At 31.2% G+C, this 19,772-nt stretch carries 16 protein-coding genes and 2 tRNA genes; 3 read left to right on the top strand and 15 right to left on the bottom strand.

The window, feature by feature from the left end; all coding sequences use genetic code 11:
- Nucleotides 1–16 precede the first annotated feature (16 nt).
- The gene (locus tag ACQY6M_RS11255) at nucleotides 17–1,270 is read left to right on the top strand and encodes a UDP-N-acetylmuramoyl-tripeptide--D-alanyl-D-alanine ligase (protein WP_428741997.1); all 1,254 of its coding nucleotides are present in this window, start codon (nucleotides 17–19) and stop codon (nucleotides 1,268–1,270) included.
- Here ACQY6M_RS11255 and ACQY6M_RS11260 read toward each other — a convergent pair.
- Nucleotides 1,267–2,118: an N-acetylglucosamine kinase gene (locus ACQY6M_RS11260; protein WP_428741998.1), complete on the bottom strand. Its 852-nt coding sequence runs from the start codon at nucleotides 2,116–2,118 to the stop codon at nucleotides 1,267–1,269. The genes ACQY6M_RS11255 and ACQY6M_RS11260 overlap by 4 nt on opposite strands.
- Before the next feature lie 143 nt (nucleotides 2,119–2,261).
- On the opposite strand from ACQY6M_RS11260, the gene ACQY6M_RS11265 reads away from it, so the two are divergent.
- Nucleotides 2,262–2,999 (top strand): tyrosine-protein phosphatase, encoded by a 738-nt coding sequence (locus ACQY6M_RS11265; RefSeq protein WP_428741999.1) that lies wholly within the window; start codon nucleotides 2,262–2,264, stop codon nucleotides 2,997–2,999.
- A 40-nt stretch (nucleotides 3,000–3,039) separates the two neighbouring features.
- On the opposite strand, the gene ACQY6M_RS11270 is transcribed toward ACQY6M_RS11265, so the two are convergent.
- From ACQY6M_RS11270 to ACQY6M_RS11330, 13 genes are all read right to left on the bottom strand, one after another.
- Nucleotides 3,040–5,415 carry a GumC family protein gene (locus tag ACQY6M_RS11270; RefSeq protein WP_428742000.1) on the bottom strand — a complete coding sequence of 792 codons (2,376 nt, stop codon included), beginning with the start codon at nucleotides 5,413–5,415 and terminating at the stop codon, nucleotides 3,040–3,042.
- A 7-nt stretch (nucleotides 5,416–5,422) separates the two neighbouring features.
- Nucleotides 5,423–6,190: a polysaccharide biosynthesis/export family protein gene (locus ACQY6M_RS11275; RefSeq protein ID WP_428742001.1), complete on the bottom strand. Its 768-nt coding sequence runs from the start codon at nucleotides 6,188–6,190 to the stop codon at nucleotides 5,423–5,425.
- Nucleotides 6,191–6,218: 28 nt separating this feature from the next.
- Complete coding sequence (locus ACQY6M_RS11280; RefSeq protein ID WP_428742002.1) at nucleotides 6,219–8,123, bottom strand: polysaccharide biosynthesis protein; 1,905 nt, start codon at nucleotides 8,121–8,123, stop codon at nucleotides 6,219–6,221.
- A 64-nt stretch (nucleotides 8,124–8,187) separates the two neighbouring features.
- A complete protein-coding gene (locus tag ACQY6M_RS11285) occupies nucleotides 8,188–8,703 on the bottom strand; it encodes a DUF2892 domain-containing protein (RefSeq protein ID WP_428742003.1) in 516 nt (171 codons plus the stop codon).
- Nucleotides 8,704–8,763: 60 nt separating this feature from the next.
- A complete protein-coding gene (gene ccsA / locus ACQY6M_RS11290; RefSeq protein WP_428742004.1) occupies nucleotides 8,764–11,904 on the bottom strand; it encodes a cytochrome c biogenesis protein CcsA in 3,141 nt (1,046 codons plus the stop codon).
- Between the two features lie 106 nt (nucleotides 11,905–12,010).
- Nucleotides 12,011–12,889: a phosphatidylserine decarboxylase gene (locus tag ACQY6M_RS11295; protein WP_428742005.1), complete on the bottom strand. Its 879-nt coding sequence runs from the start codon at nucleotides 12,887–12,889 to the stop codon at nucleotides 12,011–12,013.
- A gap of 6 nt (nucleotides 12,890–12,895) precedes the next feature.
- Nucleotides 12,896–14,959: a methylmalonyl-CoA mutase gene (scpA, locus tag ACQY6M_RS11300; RefSeq protein ID WP_428742006.1), complete on the bottom strand. Its 2,064-nt coding sequence runs from the start codon at nucleotides 14,957–14,959 to the stop codon at nucleotides 12,896–12,898.
- A complete protein-coding gene (locus ACQY6M_RS11305; protein WP_428742007.1) occupies nucleotides 14,952–16,298 on the bottom strand; it encodes a methylmalonyl-CoA mutase subunit beta in 1,347 nt (448 codons plus the stop codon). Before ACQY6M_RS11305 ends, scpA begins: the two co-directional genes overlap by 8 nt.
- A complete protein-coding gene (locus ACQY6M_RS11310; protein ID WP_428742008.1) occupies nucleotides 16,298–16,615 on the bottom strand; it encodes an FtsB family cell division protein in 318 nt (105 codons plus the stop codon). The genes ACQY6M_RS11305 and ACQY6M_RS11310 overlap by 1 nt, the downstream gene beginning before the upstream one ends.
- Nucleotides 16,615–17,220, bottom strand: a complete 606-nt coding sequence (gene udk, locus ACQY6M_RS11315) for a uridine kinase (protein ID WP_428742523.1) — start codon at nucleotides 17,218–17,220, stop codon at nucleotides 16,615–16,617. The genes ACQY6M_RS11310 and udk overlap by 1 nt, the downstream gene beginning before the upstream one ends.
- Nucleotides 17,221–17,317: 97 nt before the next feature.
- Nucleotides 17,318–17,391 (bottom strand) — tRNA-Thr (locus ACQY6M_RS11320).
- 151 nt (nucleotides 17,392–17,542) lie between these two features.
- Nucleotides 17,543–17,617: transfer RNA gene (locus ACQY6M_RS11325), tRNA-Pro, on the bottom strand.
- Nucleotides 17,618–17,772: 155 nt separating this feature from the next.
- On the bottom strand, nucleotides 17,773–18,003 hold the full coding sequence (locus ACQY6M_RS11330; protein ID WP_428742009.1) for a hypothetical protein: 231 nt from the start codon (nucleotides 18,001–18,003) through the stop codon (nucleotides 17,773–17,775).
- 366 nt (nucleotides 18,004–18,369) lie between these two features.
- On the opposite strand from ACQY6M_RS11330, the gene ACQY6M_RS11335 reads away from it, so the two are divergent.
- The gene (locus ACQY6M_RS11335) at nucleotides 18,370–18,978 is read left to right on the top strand and encodes a DUF1684 domain-containing protein (protein WP_428742010.1); all 609 of its coding nucleotides are present in this window, start codon (nucleotides 18,370–18,372) and stop codon (nucleotides 18,976–18,978) included.
- Nucleotides 18,979–19,008: 30 nt separating this feature from the next.
- On the opposite strand, the gene ACQY6M_RS11340 is transcribed toward ACQY6M_RS11335, so the two are convergent.
- Nucleotides 19,009–19,713, bottom strand: coding sequence for a crotonase/enoyl-CoA hydratase family protein (locus ACQY6M_RS11340; protein WP_428742011.1), 705 nt, complete (start codon nucleotides 19,711–19,713; stop codon nucleotides 19,009–19,011).
- Between the last annotated feature and the right edge of the window lie 59 nt (nucleotides 19,714–19,772).

A 19,772-nucleotide genomic window follows, 5' to 3' on the forward strand; every position in this document is an offset into this window, starting at 1 on the left:
TTTTTATTTTTACAATATGAATATAGAAGATTTATATAAGTTGTATATCACTCACGGTTTAGTTGATACAGATACTAGAAATATTAGAAAGAATACTATGTTTTTTGCCTTAAAAGGAGAAACTTTTAATGGAAATAAGTTTGCTGAAGAAGCAATAGCTAATGGAGCTAGCTATGCTGTTGTGGACGAAGCTATATATAAAACCTCTGAACAAATTATTTTAGTTGATGATGTTTTGCAAACACTTCAAAAATTGGCAAACTATCATAGAAACCAATTGAAATTACCAATTATTGCTTTGACAGGGAGCAATGGGAAAACAACGACGAAAGAATTAATCAATGCAGTTCTTTCAAAAAAATATAAGACAACTGCAACTGTTGGGAATTTGAATAATCATATTGGTGTTCCGTTAACTCTGTTGTCAATGAATAAAGATACAGAGATAGGTATTGTTGAAATGGGAGCCAATCATCATAAAGAGATAGCCTTTTTATCAGAAATTGCTAATCCAGATTATGGTTATATAACAAATTTTGGAAGTGCACATTTAGAAGGTTTTGGATCGTTAGAAGGAGTAGTGAGAGCAAAATCTGAGTTGTATGATTTTCTTAAAAATCATAAAAAAAAGGTGTTTGTCAATCCCAATGATGCAATTCAAGTTGAAAAAACAAGAGATATTGAAACAATAATGTTTGCTAAAGATATTCAGTTTGTAGATGCAGATCCGTTCGTGAAATTATCTTATAGAGGTAAAGATATAAATAGTAATTTGATAGGTGTTTATAATTTTGCAAATCTTTCTGTAGCTATAACTATCGGAGAATATTTTAATGTCACATTAGAACAAATTAAGGAGGCAATCGAGAATTATATTTCGTCAAATAACAGATCTCAGGTAATTAATACAGAAAGGAATAAAATAATATTGGATGCATATAATGCAAATCCAACTAGTATGAAAGCTGCTTTAGAGAGTTTTAAAGAATTAAAAGCGACAAATAAAACAGTTATTTTAGGAGATATGTTTGAGTTAGGAGAATATAGTTCAGATGAACATCAAACAATAACTAATTTAATACAAGACCTTAATATTGATACTGTTTTCTTGATAGGGAAAAACTTCCATAAAACAGTAACAAAGAATACTAAATTCGAAACATTTGATGAGCTTAAAGAACATCTGATAACTAATCCAATAGAAAATAGCACAATTCTGATAAAAGGTTCAAGAGGGATGGCTCTAGAAAGAGTTGTTGAGCTTTGTTAAAATGAATTATTTCGATGAAATTCAACTAAATTATCAATGGGACGTTGAATAACATCTGTAACAGTTAAGTTATTTTTGGTTGCTACTTTTTCTAAAATATCTCTAAAGTAGTAAGCAACAGAACCAATAAAGTAAATTGGGGTTTTAGAATCCTTTTTAAAAGGCAGTATTCTATAGTAAAAGAAATTTTGAAACCCTTTTTTTATCATTTTCCTAATGTATTTTTCATCTTTATAGTCAAACATAAATTTAGCAAAAGAAGCCAAATACATGTTTGGATTTGGTTTTCTGTATAAATTCATTTTTACCAAATCAGTATCAAGGTTAAAAGAGTCTTGAAAGGCAGAAGCTATTTTTTTAGGCATTTTATTGTAATAAAAATCACGAAGTAATATTTTTCCGAAGTAATTCCCACTAGCTTCATCCATAATTGAATAGCCTAAAGAGGGCGCAGAAGTATTTATGTTTTTACCATCATAATAGCAGCTGTTAGAACCGGTTCCTAAGATACACACAATACTAGGTTTTTTTCCTGAACTTGCATAAACTGCACCCAAAGTATCTTCAGAAATGAAAACTTTAGAATTATTGAAAGTAGTTTCTAAAACCTCTTGTAAGTTTTTAGCTGCTTTTGGAGTGCCACAACCAGCCCCATAGAAATGAATTTGCAAAACATCATTTTTAATATTTAAAAGTTCTTGAGAACTTAAAATATTATCAGTCATTTCATTTTTAGAAAGAACAGATGGATTTATACCAAGTGTAGTGGTTCTAAAAATTTCTTTTTTGTTTTTATCAAGTGCTATCCAATCAGCTTTCGTAGAACCACCGTCAACAATTAAAATCATTTCTAACTTATTTCTTAATAAGCCAAATATATAGCTATCAAAGTTAATTGGCAATCATAAGAAATAGAAAAGGAATAAAATTTGTTATAGTACAGTAAATTTATTAGTTTAAATTTGTGCCAAACAGATATATTTCACCTACTATGTTTTTTTTCAAAAAAAAAGAGATTCCTCTACAAGAAGTTTTTCCAGAGGGTTTTGTTGATATTCATTCTCATTTATTACCAGGGATTGATGATGGAGCAAAAGATATTGACCATTCGATTTCATTAATTTCGAAAATGTATTCTTACGGAATTAAGAATTTTATTACTACTCCTCATGTATTGGGAGATGTGTATCCAAATTCATCTGAAACAATAAAAAATAAATTAGAAGAAGTAAGGGCAAAGTTGAAGGAACAAGGTTTTAAGGATGTTTCTATTAATGCAGCTGCTGAATATATGATGGATGAACGCTTTGTTGAAAGGCTAAAAGCAAATGATGTTTTAACATTAAAAGATAATTATATTTTGGTTGAAATGTCTTATTTCAATGCACCTTACAATTTATATGATATACTGTTTGAAATTCAACTGAAGGGATATAAGCCTGTATTAGCACATCCTGAGAGATATAATTTTTATCACAATGACTTTCAGAATTTTTATAAACTAAAAAAAGCAGGTTGTGTTTTCCAGTTAAATTTATTGTCTTTAACGGAGCAGTATGGTAAAGGTGTGCAAAAAACAGCACAAAAATTACTTAATGAAAGTTTATATGATTTTGTAGGAACAGATACACATCATCATAATCATTTAAAACTTTTACAGAAGATTGGAACTGTAAAAACCAAGAAGCAAATTGAAAACTTATTAGAAAATAATAAAAAGTTCAAATAAAAAAGGAAGCTGTTAAAGCTTCCTTTTTTTGTTATTTATATTAACTAAATAGTTTTTTATACCAAGGTTTGCCGTCATCTTCTGCCACACCATAGCCATAGCCGTAACCATAGCCATAACCATAACCATAACCTCGTTTTAAATCAGTGTCATTTAATATAATAGCTAAGTTTGGTAATTTTTTATCCTTATATAAGGTTTCGGGTATCATTAGCATACGTTTATCCAAATAATTTGCTCTAGCAACATACAACACAATATCAGCATATTTGGCAATTAATAAGGTATCGGTAACCAAATTTACAGGTGCGGTATCGATGATTACATAATCATATTGCGATTCTAACTCAGCAAATATTTCTCCAATTTTATCCGCCATTAACAATTCGGCAGGGTTAGGAGGAATAGCTCCAGAAGAGATAATATCTAAACTAGGAATTTCATCAATAGAAAATTTTAAAGAATCTAAGGAGATATTATCATTAGAAATAAAATTAGTAATTCCTTTTCTATTAGGTATTTCTAAATACTCAGTAATTTTAGGAGCTCTCAAATCCATTCCTGCCAAAACTACTTTTTTGCCAGATAAAGATAAAGAGGCTGCTAAATTGATTGATGTAAAAGATTTACCTTCTCCACTTGTGGTTGAAGTGACAAAAATAGTTTTAGCTTTATTTTCCCCCTTATTAGGTAACATAAAGTCAAGATTTGTTCGTATCAATCTAAATGCTTCAGCAGTACTAGAACGAGCATTTGTGTTAATAACAATCTTTTCTTTCGTTTCTGAATGAGGAATATCACCTAAGAAAGGAATTGAAGTTAAATCCTTAATATCTTTTCTAGTATGAACTTTTGTGTCTAGTAAATCTCTTATATATATATAAATAAAAGGAATTATTAACCCTAATAATAAAGCAGCTAAATATATAATTTTTCTTTTGGGACTAACAGGAATGTCAGGTCCATATGCTTTATCGATAATTTTAGCATTTGGTACTGCCGTAGCTGTAAGAGAAATAGCTGTTTCTTCTTTTTTCTTTAATAAATATGAGTATAAACCAGCTATAATTTCTTGTTGACGAGCAATGTCTAAAAATTCTCTTTCTTTATTTGGAATTGAGGATATTTTTGAGTTAAACCTATTCGCTTCACGTTGTAAGCTATTTACTTTTATTTGTAAAGAGTGGACAGTGTTTTCAAGACTTCTTTTTAAAGAACTTTTTAAGCTTGATAAGTTTTCCTGTATATCAATAAGGATCGTGTTTTTAGCACCAGCACTTTTCTCTAAACGTTTTTGTTGTGCCAAAAGTTGATTATATTCATTAATTGAAGTAGCAATATTACTATCCGATAAACCTAAGTTAGCAGGTAAATAATCATCATTGTCTAGTTCTTTATTTAAAGATTTAGCCAAACTTAATTCAGTGCTAGCTTCAATTAGTTTTTTACGATTTTCTGTATTGGTTTGAAGTACTAATTGTGCTTCAGATTCAATATCGGTAATGTTGTTTTTGTCTTTAAAAGTTTCAACATTATCGTCCAATTTTCCTAGTTCTTTAGCAACATTACTTAAACGATTAGCGATGAAATCATTGGTTTTTTCTGAGACTTCTTTTTTGTCATTTATTGCATCTAAGTTATACTGTCTTACTAGCTCATCTAGGATATTTTCAGCTTTTTCTTTAACCGAAGATTGTAATGATAATCTTAAAACACTAGATTTTTTGCTAATAGGAGAAATATTAATGTTTTTTTGATACCCATCAATAATTTTATCAATTGGGTTTATTAAGATTTTGATATTCTTGTTTGTGCTTTTTTTATCAAAACCTTGGCTTTTTACAATTTTAAAATTACCGAGGGAAGCATCATTTATTAGTTGATTAAATAAGTTTTCAGAAATAGTATTTCCTTCACTATTTTTTAAACGAAATTTTTCGGCAGACAAAATCTCAATATTGATGATAGTGTCTAATTCGTTTAATCTTTTTGAAGTAGAATCAATTTTAACAAAAGTAATAGGTTTGTTTTCGTAAATTTCAGATTCTTTAATTCTACCTTCTGTAAGGTATTTGATATTTAAATCTAGTTTTTGAATAACATCATTAATTAGTTTACGAGATTTTATAATTTCTATTTCATTATCAATGTTCTTACTAGATCCTCCAACTATACCTAGGTCTTCAAATGCAGCTAACTCATCTGAAATACCCCCTTGTTTATCATTCTTTATTAAGATAGTGGTGGATGCACTATACACTGGTGTACTATATCTTAAATACAAATATGCACTTATTATAGCGATTAAAATACCTAAAGCAAACCATTTCCAATGAATTAAGTACTTTTCTAACTCAGCCCTAATATTAATAGTATCGTTGTTATCTATTTGAGGAGAATATTGTTCGTTATTCATAGCAATATTATCTTGTAAGAATTGAAATTAATGAAATAATCACGGATCCTAAGGAAATAAAGAGTCCTGTGTTTTTATTGTAAGCAGCATCCTGTGAAGTTGCTTTATTTGGTTCAACATATACCACATCGTTCTGTTGTAAATAATAAGCAGGAGAATTAAAAATTTTATTAGAACGTAAATCCAATTTATAACTTTTAATTTGATTGTTCTCTTCTCTTTTAACTTCAATAGTCCTAATTCCTGACATATTTAAATCACCTGCTAAACCAATAGCTTCTAAGACAGAAATACGCTCATTAGGAATGGTAAATCTTCCTGGATTTTTTACATCACCTAACACAGTAACTGAAAAATTGGTGATTTTGATATTAATAGTTGGATTTTTAATATAATCGGGTGATAGTCTGTTTTTTAGTAAGTTAATCGCTTCCGTTCTCGATAATCCTGCTAATTTTATTTGTCCTAAAACAGGAAAGTCAATAAAACCATTACTATCTATTAAATAAGATTGCTGTTGTGGTGTTCCAACCGCTCTATCTGTAGTAGCAGAAAAGGTGACAGCAGGAAGGTTAAAAGGTTTAACAGCTTCTAGGTCTAAAGCAGAAATTGTTATCTGAAGTAAATCGTCTGGCTTAAAAACAGTTTTATAAGAGGTATTAGTTTTTGATTGGTTAACTTCATCATTTTGAAAATATACAATATCTTTTTTTGATGCACATGAAGTTATGGTTAGAATAATAATAGCTAAAACAATTTTTGTAACTCTTTGCATTGATTATTTTTTTGGCGAAAGTACTAATTTAATTTTTAGAAGAAATATCTAATTTTTCGTAGATAGAATTGTTTGAAATATATTCAGGAACAATTTCTTTGATAAGTCGTACTGTTTTTTGGTTATTATGATTTTGGTTGGACATGCACAACTCTTCTATTTTATAACTAATATATATATAATCTATAGGCTGATTTTTAGCAATCATGATTTTTTCATGGTATGTAGGAGTTGTATTTTCTCCATTTGCTAAAAGTTCTTCATAGAGTTTTTCTCCTGGACGTAGTCCAGTAATCTTTATATCGATATCTTCTGGAAATTGTAAGCCTGATAGATGAATCATTCTTTTTGCAACGTCATAAATTTTAACTGATTTTCCCATGTCAAAAATGTAAATTTCACCACCATTCCCCATTGTTCCGGCTTCCAAAACTAATCGGCAGGCTTCTGGTATCGTCATAAAATAGCGAGTAATATCTTTATGAGTAACTGTTAAAGGTCCTCCATTTTCAATTTGACGCTTGAACAAAGGAATAACAGATCCATTTGAGCCCAAAACATTACCAAAACGTGTAGTGGTAAATTTAGTAGTGTGACCTGTTGAGTTACTCAAGCAGCTAATATACATTTCTGCTACTCGTTTTGTAGCCCCCATAACATTGGTAGGATTTACAGCTTTATCTGTTGATACCATTACAAAACGTTCAACATGGTGTTTTATTGATAAATCAGCAATGTTTTTTGTTCCGCCAATGTTAATTTTTACGGCTTCATAAGGACTCATTTCCATTAAAGGAACATGTTTATACGCAGCTGCATGGAATACCTTTTGAGGTTTAAACTCTTCAAAAATCTGATTCATTCGTATTTGATCTCGTACATCAGCAACAATAGTTGTAAAGTTTTTTCGTCCTTGTTGTATTAATTCTTGTTGTAGATCGTACAAAGGAGATTCAGATTGATCAATTAATACTAAGTGTTTATGATTATAGAAACTTAATTGCCGTGAAATTTCAGAACCTATTGAGCCAGCAGCACCAGTAACCAAAATAATTTTATCATTAACATCTCTCTTTACAATCGGATTGTCTATAGAGATAGGTTTTCTATCGAGTAAATCCTCAATTTTAACCTGTTTTATTTGGTTGGCTTCTAAATCGCCATCAATCCATTTTGATAACGGAGGAACAATCTTTACTTGAACTCCTAAGATTAATAAACGGTCTGTTAAGTATAAAAGTTTTTCAGACTTGATGTTTTGAATAGAAATAATAATTTCATCAATCTTTTTACTGTTGATGAATTCTTTGTTTATTCTCTTTCCTTCGTAGATTTTTATCCGATCTAATTTTTTTCCAATTTTTTTAGGGTCATCATCCGCAAAACCAATTATTTCATATTTGTTTTTTGTATCTCTATTTAAAGCCCCATAGGTTATTAAACCAGAATCTCCAGCACCGTATATAAGAACATTAGTAATAGAGCTTAATTCGGTAGAAATAATTTCGTAAAAAGCTTTAAAAACAAATCGACTAATTACCAAAACAAGAATAGAAATCAAATAATGGATAATTATTATTGACTTAGGAATTGTAAAGGTTGGAAAAATTCTAAAAAAATTATTGATTAAAACAATACTTGCAGTAATGGTCGAGAGTAACGTTGCGCCCACAAAAACATTAAAAGCATCTCGTGTTCCTGTATGTCGAATAATACCTCTATAAGATCCAACAGCAAGGAAGCTCACAAATGCAACTATGGCTATAAAAGGGAGTTGGTAATATAAGTTGTCAAAGTCAAAGTTTAAACTAGCATTAAAACGTACAGAATACGCTAAAACAAAAGATATACAAACTAAAATGATATCTATAATTAATACTAACCATTTAGAAGTGTGCTTGCTTAAAGCTTTTAAAATTAAACTTTTAATCATTAATTTTTTTGTTAGCAACTAAAGTAAAGTTACGAAATAATAAAGAGAACTTGTAAAAGAAGAATTAAATCTTCTTCATCTGTTGTTTCATCATTTGCATCTGCTCTTTAAGCATTCCGTGCTTATCTAATTTTTTAGCTTCAGCCATTAAGGTTGTAGCTTCTCTTTTTCTACGTTTTGTCATGGCTATTCCCGCTAATTGTAACTTAGCCATTGCTAAATCGTGATCCATAGCTAAACCCAATTTAACAGCTTTTTTTAAATATTTTTCCGCTTGAGTTATATTAGTTTGTGATAACATAATACCGTGCAGATAATTGTAATACCCTTCTTGTTTTATAGTTAACGCAGCAGTTGGATTTTTAATATATCCTAACCATTTTTGAGCGCCTTCAAAATTTTGCTTACGTAATTGTAAAAAGGCTAAAAGAATAAATTCGTTTTTGAAATAAAATAAAATGAAAAGTCCAGCTAGCAAAAGTATTGATATTCCATTCATAATATGTCCTTGTATAAATTCATATACAGACCATGCGGTTACTAAAGCGGCTAAAACTAATTTTATATTTTTATTGAACATAGTTGTTTTTTCTTCTTATCGGTTTGCAAAAATACATTTTTTTAACAGAAAAAGTAGTAACTATTTCTTGTAATACTTTTTGTTTTTGAACCAAGCTAAAATTCCTATAATGGTTACAAAAACAACTGAATAATATACTGATGTTGGAGTAATTACTTTATCACCACTAGCGTACGAGTGTAAGCCGGATAAATAAAAGTTTACTCCAAAGAAAGTCATCATAATAGAAGCATAGGCAATTATTGACCATAAGTTAAAAGTAAATCTACTTCTTAATCCTGGAATTAAACGCATGTGTAAAACAAAAGCGTATATCATAATTGAAATTAAAGCCCAGGTTTCTTTAGGGTCCCATCCCCAATAACGTCCCCAACTTTCATTTGCCCACATACCACCTAAAAAGTTACCAACGGTAAGCATTGTTAACCCAACAGTTAACGCCATTTCATTAATAACGGTAAGCTCTTTAATGTGTAGTTTCATTTTCTTTTTATTCTTTTTATTGGTCAAAATAATTAAGAATAAAGTAAAGATTCCTAAAATCATTCCCATAGAAAAAGGCCCATAACTTGAAACAATTATTGATACATGCACATATAACCACCATGAATTTAATACAGGTTGCAAGTTGGCAATTTCTGGGTCTAACCAATTTTGATGAGCAAACATTAAAATAATAGAGACTAAAAATGTAGTAGCAGCAATTGTTAAGGATGATTTCTTACCAAGAAGTAAACCAAACAACATTGTCGCAAAACCAACAAATATGATAGATTCGTATGCATTACTCCATGGAGCATTTCCGCTTATATACCATCTGGCAGCTAAACCTAGTGCATGAAAGACAAATAAAACAATTACTACGGCAATTAATCCTTTTACAATAGTATTAACCCAAGGTTTGTTGTTGAAGATTTGTAAGAAAACAAACACAATTAAAAGTAAGCTAACATATCCGTAATATTCAGAAAGCCTCACAAAAACATTTAATTTGTTATATGCAATTTCTAAATCAATTTTGTCTTTGCTAGGAATAACTTCTGCTCCAAATTTTCGTTGGAATTTTTTAATTCCGTCTAAAACTTTGTTCGTTTCTGTATAATCTCCCGATTTTTTTGATGCTTGCAATAATTGTAAATACACAGGTAAAGATTGACGAACAAAAACAGAATCTGTTCCTTTAAAATTTGCCTGTAACGTTTCTGGTTGAGAAACCCATTTGTTGTTTTCGTCATTAGGTATTGGGTATATACGTAACATTCCACCTCCTAATGCTTGTGATAATAACCAAACTCTGCGTTCAATTTTTATAGCATCTTGTTCAAATTTATTTTGAATTTTTTTCTTTTGAGCATCAACAACTAGTGGGCTAATTTTTGAAGAATTCCCATCGTAAAAATCTATAAAACGAGCATATTTAGCATCTTTAGGTAATCCTAGTAGTTCTCGTATTTGTGTGTTTCCTCTTTCTAAGTATATACAAGGGACATTTACCCATAACATAGGGCTTTCAGTAATAGAAAGTAAAACTTGACTAGGATCCATACCTTTAAATTGATCACCGTGAGTTACTTTTCTAACAAATTCAGAAGCAAAAGTATGTGCTGGTTTCATGCGCCCGCCTGTATCTTGGATAACAAGAGAGCTAAATAAATCAGCATGTTCTTTAGCCACTTTGTTTGCTTGCAAAATAGAATCTATTTGCGCTTCTGTAATTTGTTTTGGTTGGTGAGAATTGTGTTGCCCAAAACTTACTAAAGAAAATAGCAAAGCAATTACAGATAATTTGGCTTTTTTGTTACGAATTTTCACCAACGATTGTTTTAGGTCATCAAAACGAGTGCCTCTTACAAAGAAAGAGCTAATAAGGCCAAAGAATAATAAGAAGTAACCAAGATAGGTAATAGATGTTCCCCAAAAATCGTGGTTAACAGAAAGATGTGTTTGTTCGTGTTGACCATCAATTTTATAACTAGACTGGAAAAATTTATAACCCTTATAATCTAAAATATGATTCATGTAAATTCTATAATCAAAGGTTTCGTCTGGAGCAATTACGGTAATTTCACTAGCATAAGCAGCAGCACTTTCAGATCCTGGATATTTTTCTAGTTGAAAGTCATTTAGTTTAATACTGAAAGGTGTTTTTCTTAGTTTTGCTCCATACCAAGCTCTAAAGTTTAAGTCGCCTATGCTGAATTGTTTTGTTCCGTCAACATTGTATTGCCCTCCAGTTAATTCTATACGTTCAGTTTTTCCTTCAGAAGTAACATCAAAAACGACCATATCAAACTTTTTTTTGTCTTTTTTACCACTAACTGTTTTCACTTCTCCTTTTACAGGGTATTGAGGAACTACAAAAGGTAAACCAGATACATTGTAAAGTGATCGTAGTTTAAAGTTTTGAATAGTATCTTTTTTTACAAAACCTTTTTCTTGTGTAGCCATTACCTGAAAGTTTCCTTCAGATTTTGTGGTAATTTTTAAAGAGTCATTTCTTTTAAATATATTAATGTTAGCTCCACTTTCTTCAGAGTTATAACCAACTAATATATTATGTATATTTTGTACTGTTCCACTTTTGATATAATGTTCGTGTCTACTGCCACTTGAACTTTCTACAAATAGAATGTGTTCAGTACCGTTTTCATCTTCAATAAACTTTTTTTCAACCCAAGGGATATAGTTTATTAGATTAAAGTCAATTTTATAATTTATACCTTCTTTTTTTGGTTGAAAGTATTCAGTAAAGTTTGCTGAATTTGTTCCCCAAGCAGATAGTAATAGTTTATTGTTTGTTTCTTTTTGAAATTCATTATTGTCAATGACAACATTTAAGTAATTGGTGTCGGATAAAAAAGTATTAGTAGTTTCCCCTTCATCAATAACCATTAAACCTTCATAACTAATATATCGAGTAATACCTGCTCCAATTATAATAAATAAAAAGGCAACGTGAAATAATAGTACCGACCATTTTTCTTTTTTATATAATTGGTATCTGAAAATATTTCCAAAGAAGTTTATAACAAAGAACACCATAATTAGTTCAAACCACCAAGTGTCATATATTAGTGCTTTAGAAGTTTGTGTTCCGAAATCATTTTCAATAAAAGTGGCAACTCCCATGGCGATGGCAAAAGCAAAAAATAACACAGCCATTAAACGGGTAGAGTAGAGGGTATCTAAGATTTTTTTCATTAGTTAAATCTGCTAAGTGTAAAACGACGCAAATTTACGGATTAAAGCTTTAATCACCCTATGAAATCCATCATTTTTAAGAAGTTAATTGTTAAAATTAAAGGTGTTATTTGCCAATTTTTTCACCCATTTTAACAAAGGTTTCCATTTTGTTTTTGGTATTGTCTAAAATATCTTGATCAATAGTAATTTTAGAGTTGTTTACTAAAATAACAATAGTAGATCCGCCAAAAGCAAAATACCCCATTTCATCACCTTTTTTTACAGGTGTGTTGGGAGTGTAAGTTTCTATAATGCTTCCTACCATAGTAGCTCCAACAGGGGCAATTAAAATATCTCCTTTGTCTTGGGTCGTCATTTCACAGTATTCACGTTTGTTTTCGCAAAAGACCTTAGTGAAGTTAGAGGCTAATGCATATGGTGATACAGAGAAATAACTTCCTTTAATTTTAGTCATCTCAGAAGGAATTCCATCATAAGGAAAATGGTATCGATGATAATCGTTGGGAGCTAATCGTAATATAATTAAGGAAGAGTTTTGATATTTTTTAGCTAGTTCCTTGTTTCCTAAAAACTCCTCAAGTGTAAATTTTCGTCCTTTAATAAAAAAATCGTGAACATCAGCTACGTTTTTAAACGCAAGCATTTTTCCGTCACCAGGAGAAACAAAACCGTTTTCGATTTCTCGAGCACTTGGTTTTAGTTTTCGATAGAAAAAATCATTGAAAGAAATATAATCTTCAGAAGGTCTTTCAGCTTCGTTCATGTCTATTTGAAGCTCCCTGACGAAGTTGTTTATCTTATTAATAGAACTAGGTTTGTTCATTAGTTTTCCGTACCAAGATGATAAAAACTTACGTTTTACCAAGGGTAATAAAGCCATTTTTCCAAACGGATTGTTGTATAGCAGTTTTAAATACCCTTCTCCTGGAGGGGTTTCGGTAATAATTTTACCTGATTTTCTATCAATGAATTTTATTTGCATAATTTTTTATTCCTCAATACTATCAATTAAAATAGTTAACATATCTATAGCGGCTTGCGCAATTTTAGTTCCAGGGCCAAAGACACCTACAGCACCAGCGTCAAATAGGAATTGATAATCTTGTGCGGGAATTACACCACCAACAATAACCATGATATCTTCACGTCCATATTTCTTAAGTTCAGCAATTACTTGTGGAACCAATGTTTTATGTCCAGCAGCTAAAGATGAAATTCCTAAAATATGTACGTCGTTTTCTATAGCTTGTTTGGTAGCTTCTTGTGGTGTTTGGAACAATGGGCCAATATCTACATCAAAACCTAAATCGGCATAACCTGTTGCTACCACTTTTGCTCCACGATCATGACCATCTTGTCCTAATTTGGCAATCATAATTCGAGGACGACGTCCTTCTAATTCAGCAAACTTATCGGCTAACTCGGTTGCTTTTTTAAATAACTCATCGTCTTTTATTTCTTTACTATACACGCCTGAAATGGTTTTATGTACTGCTTTATGACGTCCGAAAACAGTTTCAAGAGCGTCTGAAATTTCACCTAAAGTAGCTCTATTTCTTGCAGCTTTTACAGCTAAATCTAATAAATTTCCGTCACCTGATTTAGCAGATTCAGTTAAATCGTTCAAAGCTTTGTCGACTTCAGTTTGATTTCTTTTTGATTTTAATTCATTCAATCGATTGATTTGTGATTGACGAACAGCTTCGTTATCTACTTCTAAAATATGTAAAGGGTCTTCTTGTGCTAGTTGATACTTATTAACGCCAACAATTACATCCTGACCACTATCAATTTTTGCTTGTTTTTTAGCGGCAGCTTCTTCAATACGCATTTTCGGAATACCTTTTTCAATAGCTTTGGTCATTCCGCCTAATTCTTCAACTTCCTGAATTAATTCCCAAGCTTTGTTGGCAATTTCTTTGGTGAGTTTCTCTACATGGTAACTACCTGCCCAAGGATCAACAGTTTTGGTAATATGTGTTTCTTCTTGTAAATAGATTTGCGTATTACGAGCAATACGTGCAGAAAAATCAGTAGGTAAGGCGATTGCTTCGTCTAAAGCATTAGTATGTAAACTCTGAGTTCCTCCAAAGGCAGCAGCCATTGCCTCGATGGTAGTTCTGGCTACATTATTAAAAGGATCTTGCTCTGTTAAACTCCATCCACTAGTTTGACAGTGGGTTCTTAATGCTAGTGATTTTAAATTTTTAGGATTGAACTGTTTAACCATTTTCGCCCATAACATTCTTCCTGCTCGCATTTTGGCGATCTCCATAAAATGATTCATTCCAATAGCCCAGAAAAAAGATAAACGAGGAGCGAAAGTATCAATATCCATTCCTGCTTCCAATCCTTTTTTGATGTATTCCAATCCGTCAGCTAACGTGTAAGCTAATTCAATTTCGGCAGTAGCACCAGCTTCTTGCATATGGTATCCTGAAATTGAAATAGAATTGAATTTTGGCATATTTTCAGAAGTATATTCGAAAATATCTGCAATAATTTTCATTGATGGAGTAGGTGGGTAAATATAGGTGTTACGCACCATAAACTCTTTTAATATGTCATTTTGAATTGTTCCTGATAATAACTCAGGAGCGACACCTTGTTCTTCTGCAGCTACAATATAGAAAGCTAAAATAGGTAAAACGGCTCCGTTCATAGTCATAGAAACCGACATCTTATCTAGTGGAATTTGATCAAATAAGACTTTCATGTCTTCAATTGAATCAATAGCTACTCCTGCTTTTCCAACATCACCTTGAACGCGTTCATGATCAGAATCGTATCCTCTGTGAGTAGCTAAATCAAAAGCTACAGACAGCCCTTTTTGACCAGCAGCTAAATTTCTGCGATAAAAAGCATTACTTTCTTCAGCAGTTGAAAAACCTGCATACTGACGAATGGTCCAAGGTCTACGAACATACATGGTAGAGTAGGGACCACGTAAATTAGGAGCAATACCCGCAACAAAATCTTCATGTTTAAAAGAGTTGTTTGCTTGTACTTGGTTTTTAGGTAACTGTATGTTTGATATGTCTTTTCTACTCATCTTGTAAACGTTCTTGTTCTAGCTTTTCAGCTAGTCGTTTTTGAATAATTGGCTGAATCAAGGTCTTTTCTTTACGTGCTTCCAGGAAAGGAGAAACTTCTAAATCTTGTTTCATTTTATCATTCTCATTCTGAATTTTATTAGTGCCTAGTAAGACTAATTTTCCAGAGTTGAATAATTCTTGCTCTCTATTAGCAGATTCTTTAATTTTTCGTTGAATAATGCCTTCTTTAAGTTGTTTTAAAAAGCCACCACCTTGTTCTATTTGTTTAAAGATTTCTAGCGCTTTTTGTGCTAGTTGTTGTGTAATGGTTTCAATATAATAAGCTCCTTCAGCAATGTTTTGAGCTTCTGCTAATTCACTTTCTTGTTGCAGTATCAATAATTGATTTCTTGAAATGCGTTCACCAAACTCATTTGGTTGGTGGAATATTTTGTCATATGAACTATTTGCTACAGTATTTGCGCCTCCTAAAATGGCACTCATGCACTCAGAAGTTGTGCGAAGCATATTTACATTATAGTCATATATTGTTTTGTTTCGTCTGCTAGGTTCAGCAAAAATATGAGCGGTTGTATTGGTGTTGTATTCTTTTAATAAAGAATCCCATAAAATTCTAAAAGCTCTTAGTTTGGCTATTTCAAAAAAGTAATTACTTCCTACAGAAAAATTAAAATGGATGTTATTAGCGACAGAACTTCCGAAGTGATTCAAATACTCATTTGCATGTGCTAAAGCATATGCTAATTGTTGTGTAATTGTAGCTCCGGCGTTTTGATAAATTGAAGCATTGACACAAATAGCATTTTTAGTTGCTTTTACTATTTCATCTAGTTGAGTATGGTCATTTTTAAGATTTGAATACCAGTTTCCAGAGCTTGCTAAATGACCAATAATATCTGTGTTAAAGTAACATTTGCTTGAGTTGATAAAACTAGATGCCTCTTTGATAAATTCAGAAGATAGAAAATCTAATGAAAAATAGATTGTGGTATTTTCTGTGTCAAACCCATTTAATAAAGTTTTGTAATCGAACTCTTTTTTTGCTAAAAACTGGATTGATGAAGCACCTCTTTTAAGTGAGTCAATAGCAAAAGCGTTGGCTTTTTTTTCATCGTCAATAAAAATTGACTGACAAATAGCAAAGCCTTTTTTTGGAGTATTAACTTTTGCGTTAGTTCTGTCTTCTTTAGTGTAAAAAGGTCTTACAGTAATACCTTCTTCGGTTTTCCATAATAACGTTTCGTTATAATCGGCTCCCTTTAGGTCTACTTGTATCTGTTGTTTCCATTCAGCAGAACTAACACCTTGAAATTCGTCAAATAAATAATCGCTCATTACTTTTTTATGGTATCAAATTCTATAATATAAATATCTTCATCATCTTTCTTCATTAAGTATTTTTCTCTTGCGTAGCGTTCTAGTTGAAGAGAGTCTTGGAGTAGCTGTATTGTTTTTTTATCTTTTTGAATTTTCTTTTCATGATAGTCTATCCAGCTTTTTAACTCATCAATTTCTTTGTTGAACTCTCTGTGAGTAAGGTAAGAATTTTCATCAAAAAAAAGCATCCAAACCACAAATACAGTTAGTATAATAACATAAATGTTAGTGGCAATTTTAAAGGACGGTTTATTTTTTATTGATTTAAAATTCATTATAAACGGTCGTTGATTACAGTTCTTACAATATCAATAGCAACAGTATTGTACCTGTCGTTAGGGATAATAATATCTGCGTAATTTTTAGTTGGTTCAATGAACTGTTGATGCATAGGTTTTAATGTAGTTTGATATCTATTTAAAACTTCTTCAACATTTCTTCCTCGTTCTTTAATATCTCTTCGAACCCTTCTTATTAATCGTTCGTCTGCATCTGCATGTACAAAAACTTTAATATCACACAAGTTACGAAGTTCCTCGCTATTAAAAATTAAAATTCCTTCAATAATAATAACTTTACGTGGGTGAGTTTTTATAGTGTCTTTGGTTCTGTTGTGAGCAACGAATGAATATACAGGTTGTTCAATTATGTCTCCGTTTTTTAATTCGGTTAAATGTTGAACCATTAGATTGAAGTCAATAGCTCTTGGATGGTCGAAATTTATTTTTGTGCGTTCTTCGTAAGTAAGGTTGTCTGTTTGTTTGTAGTAAGAGTCTTGAGATATAACACAAACTTCATCTGCTGGAAGTTCGTTGATTATCTGGTTTACTACTGTGGTTTTTCCGCTTCCTGTACCTCCAGCAATACCAATAACAAATATATTTTTCATTAAGTTTATGTAAAAATAGTGTGTGACAAATTTAGCAAAATAAGCGCATAAAAAAAGCGCTAACTTTAGTTAGCGCTTTTGGCTTTAGAGCCGATGGAGGGACTCGAACCCACGACCTGCTGATTACAAATCAGCTGCTCTAGCCAGCTGAGCTACATCGGCGTTTTCCTTAAAAGCGTGGCAAATATATAATGTTTTTTAATACTGCAAAAACTTTTTTTTACTTTTTTGAATAAATTTTTTCACTGTTTTTTTTAAGTGATTGATTTATAGTTTGTTCTTGGTAAAGTTTTTTTGTAGAAAAAATAAAAAGTCGGGATGAGTGGATTCGAACCACCGATCTCTGGTCCCCCAGACCAGCACTTTAACCGGACTAAGCTACATCCCGATGGTGCAAATATATTTAAAAAAGAAAAAGTTCTAAGTAAATTACTTAGAACTTTATCAAGAATAAATATTATAATGAGAGCGATAGTTTGAGTTAAAGAAACTACTATCCATTATTCATATTGTTTAATAACGGAATAAATACACGATTTATTGTTAAGCTGTTAAAGGTTTTCCTTTTAAACGTTTTTCTATACGTTGTTTTACAGCGGTTAATCTTTTCATAATGTCCATTAGGGCACTATCCTTGGTTTCTTTATAGACCTCATTAATCTCTAAAATTAAAGCTTTTGCTTCTCTAGAGGCTAGTATTCTATCGCTAGTAGTCACAAATTTGAATTTTCTGTTTTCAAATTCTTCTGCTTTATTTATTAATTCTGAATTCATAAAATATTTACCAATTTTTAAATTAAAATTATCTTTTAGGTTCGTCTGGTAATTGACTTGACTTAGAAGATTTTTCCCTAAAATAATTGGGGGGACAAATATAGGCGAAACTTTTAGGTTACTAATAGCTTATTTAATCAATTTGTTTTATTAATGTATAAGTTTTTTTTATGTGTTTACAAAATCTTCTTTGCGATCAATTATAGATTTAATCGATAAGATTAAATATAGTGATTTTTGGTTGTTATTTAAAATTTATTAGCAAAATATTAACAGTTTTGGCTGGTTCGTTTAATGATTTCTTAATGAATACCAGTGTTTTACTAAGAATACAGTATTTTTGTATGTAATTGTAAATAAAAAAATATGCAAAAAATATTGTTGTTAGCTTTTGCTATTATGTTTTTATCATGTAATAGCCAAGGTAAAAGAAGTGTTCAAGGAAAGTCGGATTTTCAAAAGAAAATGAATGCTGAGTTTAAAGATGCGTCTACTTCTCCTTTGACAAAAAAGGGATTAAAAAACTTCAAAGGGCTAGAGTTTTTTCCTATTGATAATAAGTATAACGTCAAAGCTAAATTAACAAGAACACCTGATGCACCAACTTTTAATTTCCCTACAACTACGGATAGGGTAGTGGTATATCAAAAATATGGGGTAGTGTCGTTTGCTATTGATGGTGAAGATTATGAATTAGCAATTTATCAAAATGAAAACCCTAAACCAGAATATCAAGATTACTTATTTTTACCTTTTTTAGATAATACTAACGGGAAAACTTCGTATAAAGGAGGAAGGTTTATAGATGTGTTAACTACTGATGTGGCTTCTGATGGTACATTGATGATTGACTTCAATAAGGCGTATAATCCTTATTGTGCTTATAGTGATCGTTATTCGTGTCCTATTACTCCAAGAGATAATTATTTAGATACTGAAATTAAAGCCGGTGTTATGGCTTACAAGAAAGACTAAAAATAAAAATCCTGCTGCTGCAGGATTTTTTTATTTTGATGGAGGTGTTAAACCTTCTTTGCAATCTTGTTCAATAGCTTCTTGTAATGAAGTTAAATATGGTTTTCTTACTTTTAATTTTGTTTCAGTATGTGCCTTTTTATTCAATTTTGAAAACATTTCAGCAATTTTAATAGCAGTAGGTAACAGGTGCTCTTGTGGAACTACTTTGTCTAAAAATCCAGCAGTAACAGCATCTTTAGGGTTGTATATTTCTGAGCAGTTCACGCTTCTTTCAAAGTAAATAGGTGTTAAACGAGCTTTGGCTATCTCGATACCAGCATTGTGCATGGTCATACCAATCATTACTTCGTTTAGCCCAATCTTAAAATCTCCTTCAACACCTAATCTGTAGTCTGTAGAGAGTAATAAAAAAGCTCCTTTTGCAATTGCGTGTCCAGAACAAGCAGCAATTATAGGAAAAGGAAAAGAAAGCATTCTGTATGATAACTTAGAACCTTTAGTTACTAGTTCTAAAGCTGATTCAGGAGATTGAGTCATGCTTTTTAAATCGTAACCGGCAGAGAATATTCCTGATTGACCAGTTAAAATGACTGGTTTTTCTTCTTTTTCTGCTTGATCTAAGTGGATGTTTAAAGCATCAATTACTTCATGAGAAATAGCATTGGCTTTTCCATTGGTAAGTGTAATAATTACATGATTATCTGTCGATGTATATTGTATAAGTTCGTCCATTTGTTATATATGTTTAACTCAAAAGTGAGGGTTTAATATTTTAAGAGTTGAATTAAGTC

The organism is Tenacibaculum sp. (genome assembly GCF_050290165.1).
GTDB lineage: Bacteria > Bacteroidota > Bacteroidia > Flavobacteriales > Flavobacteriaceae > Polaribacter.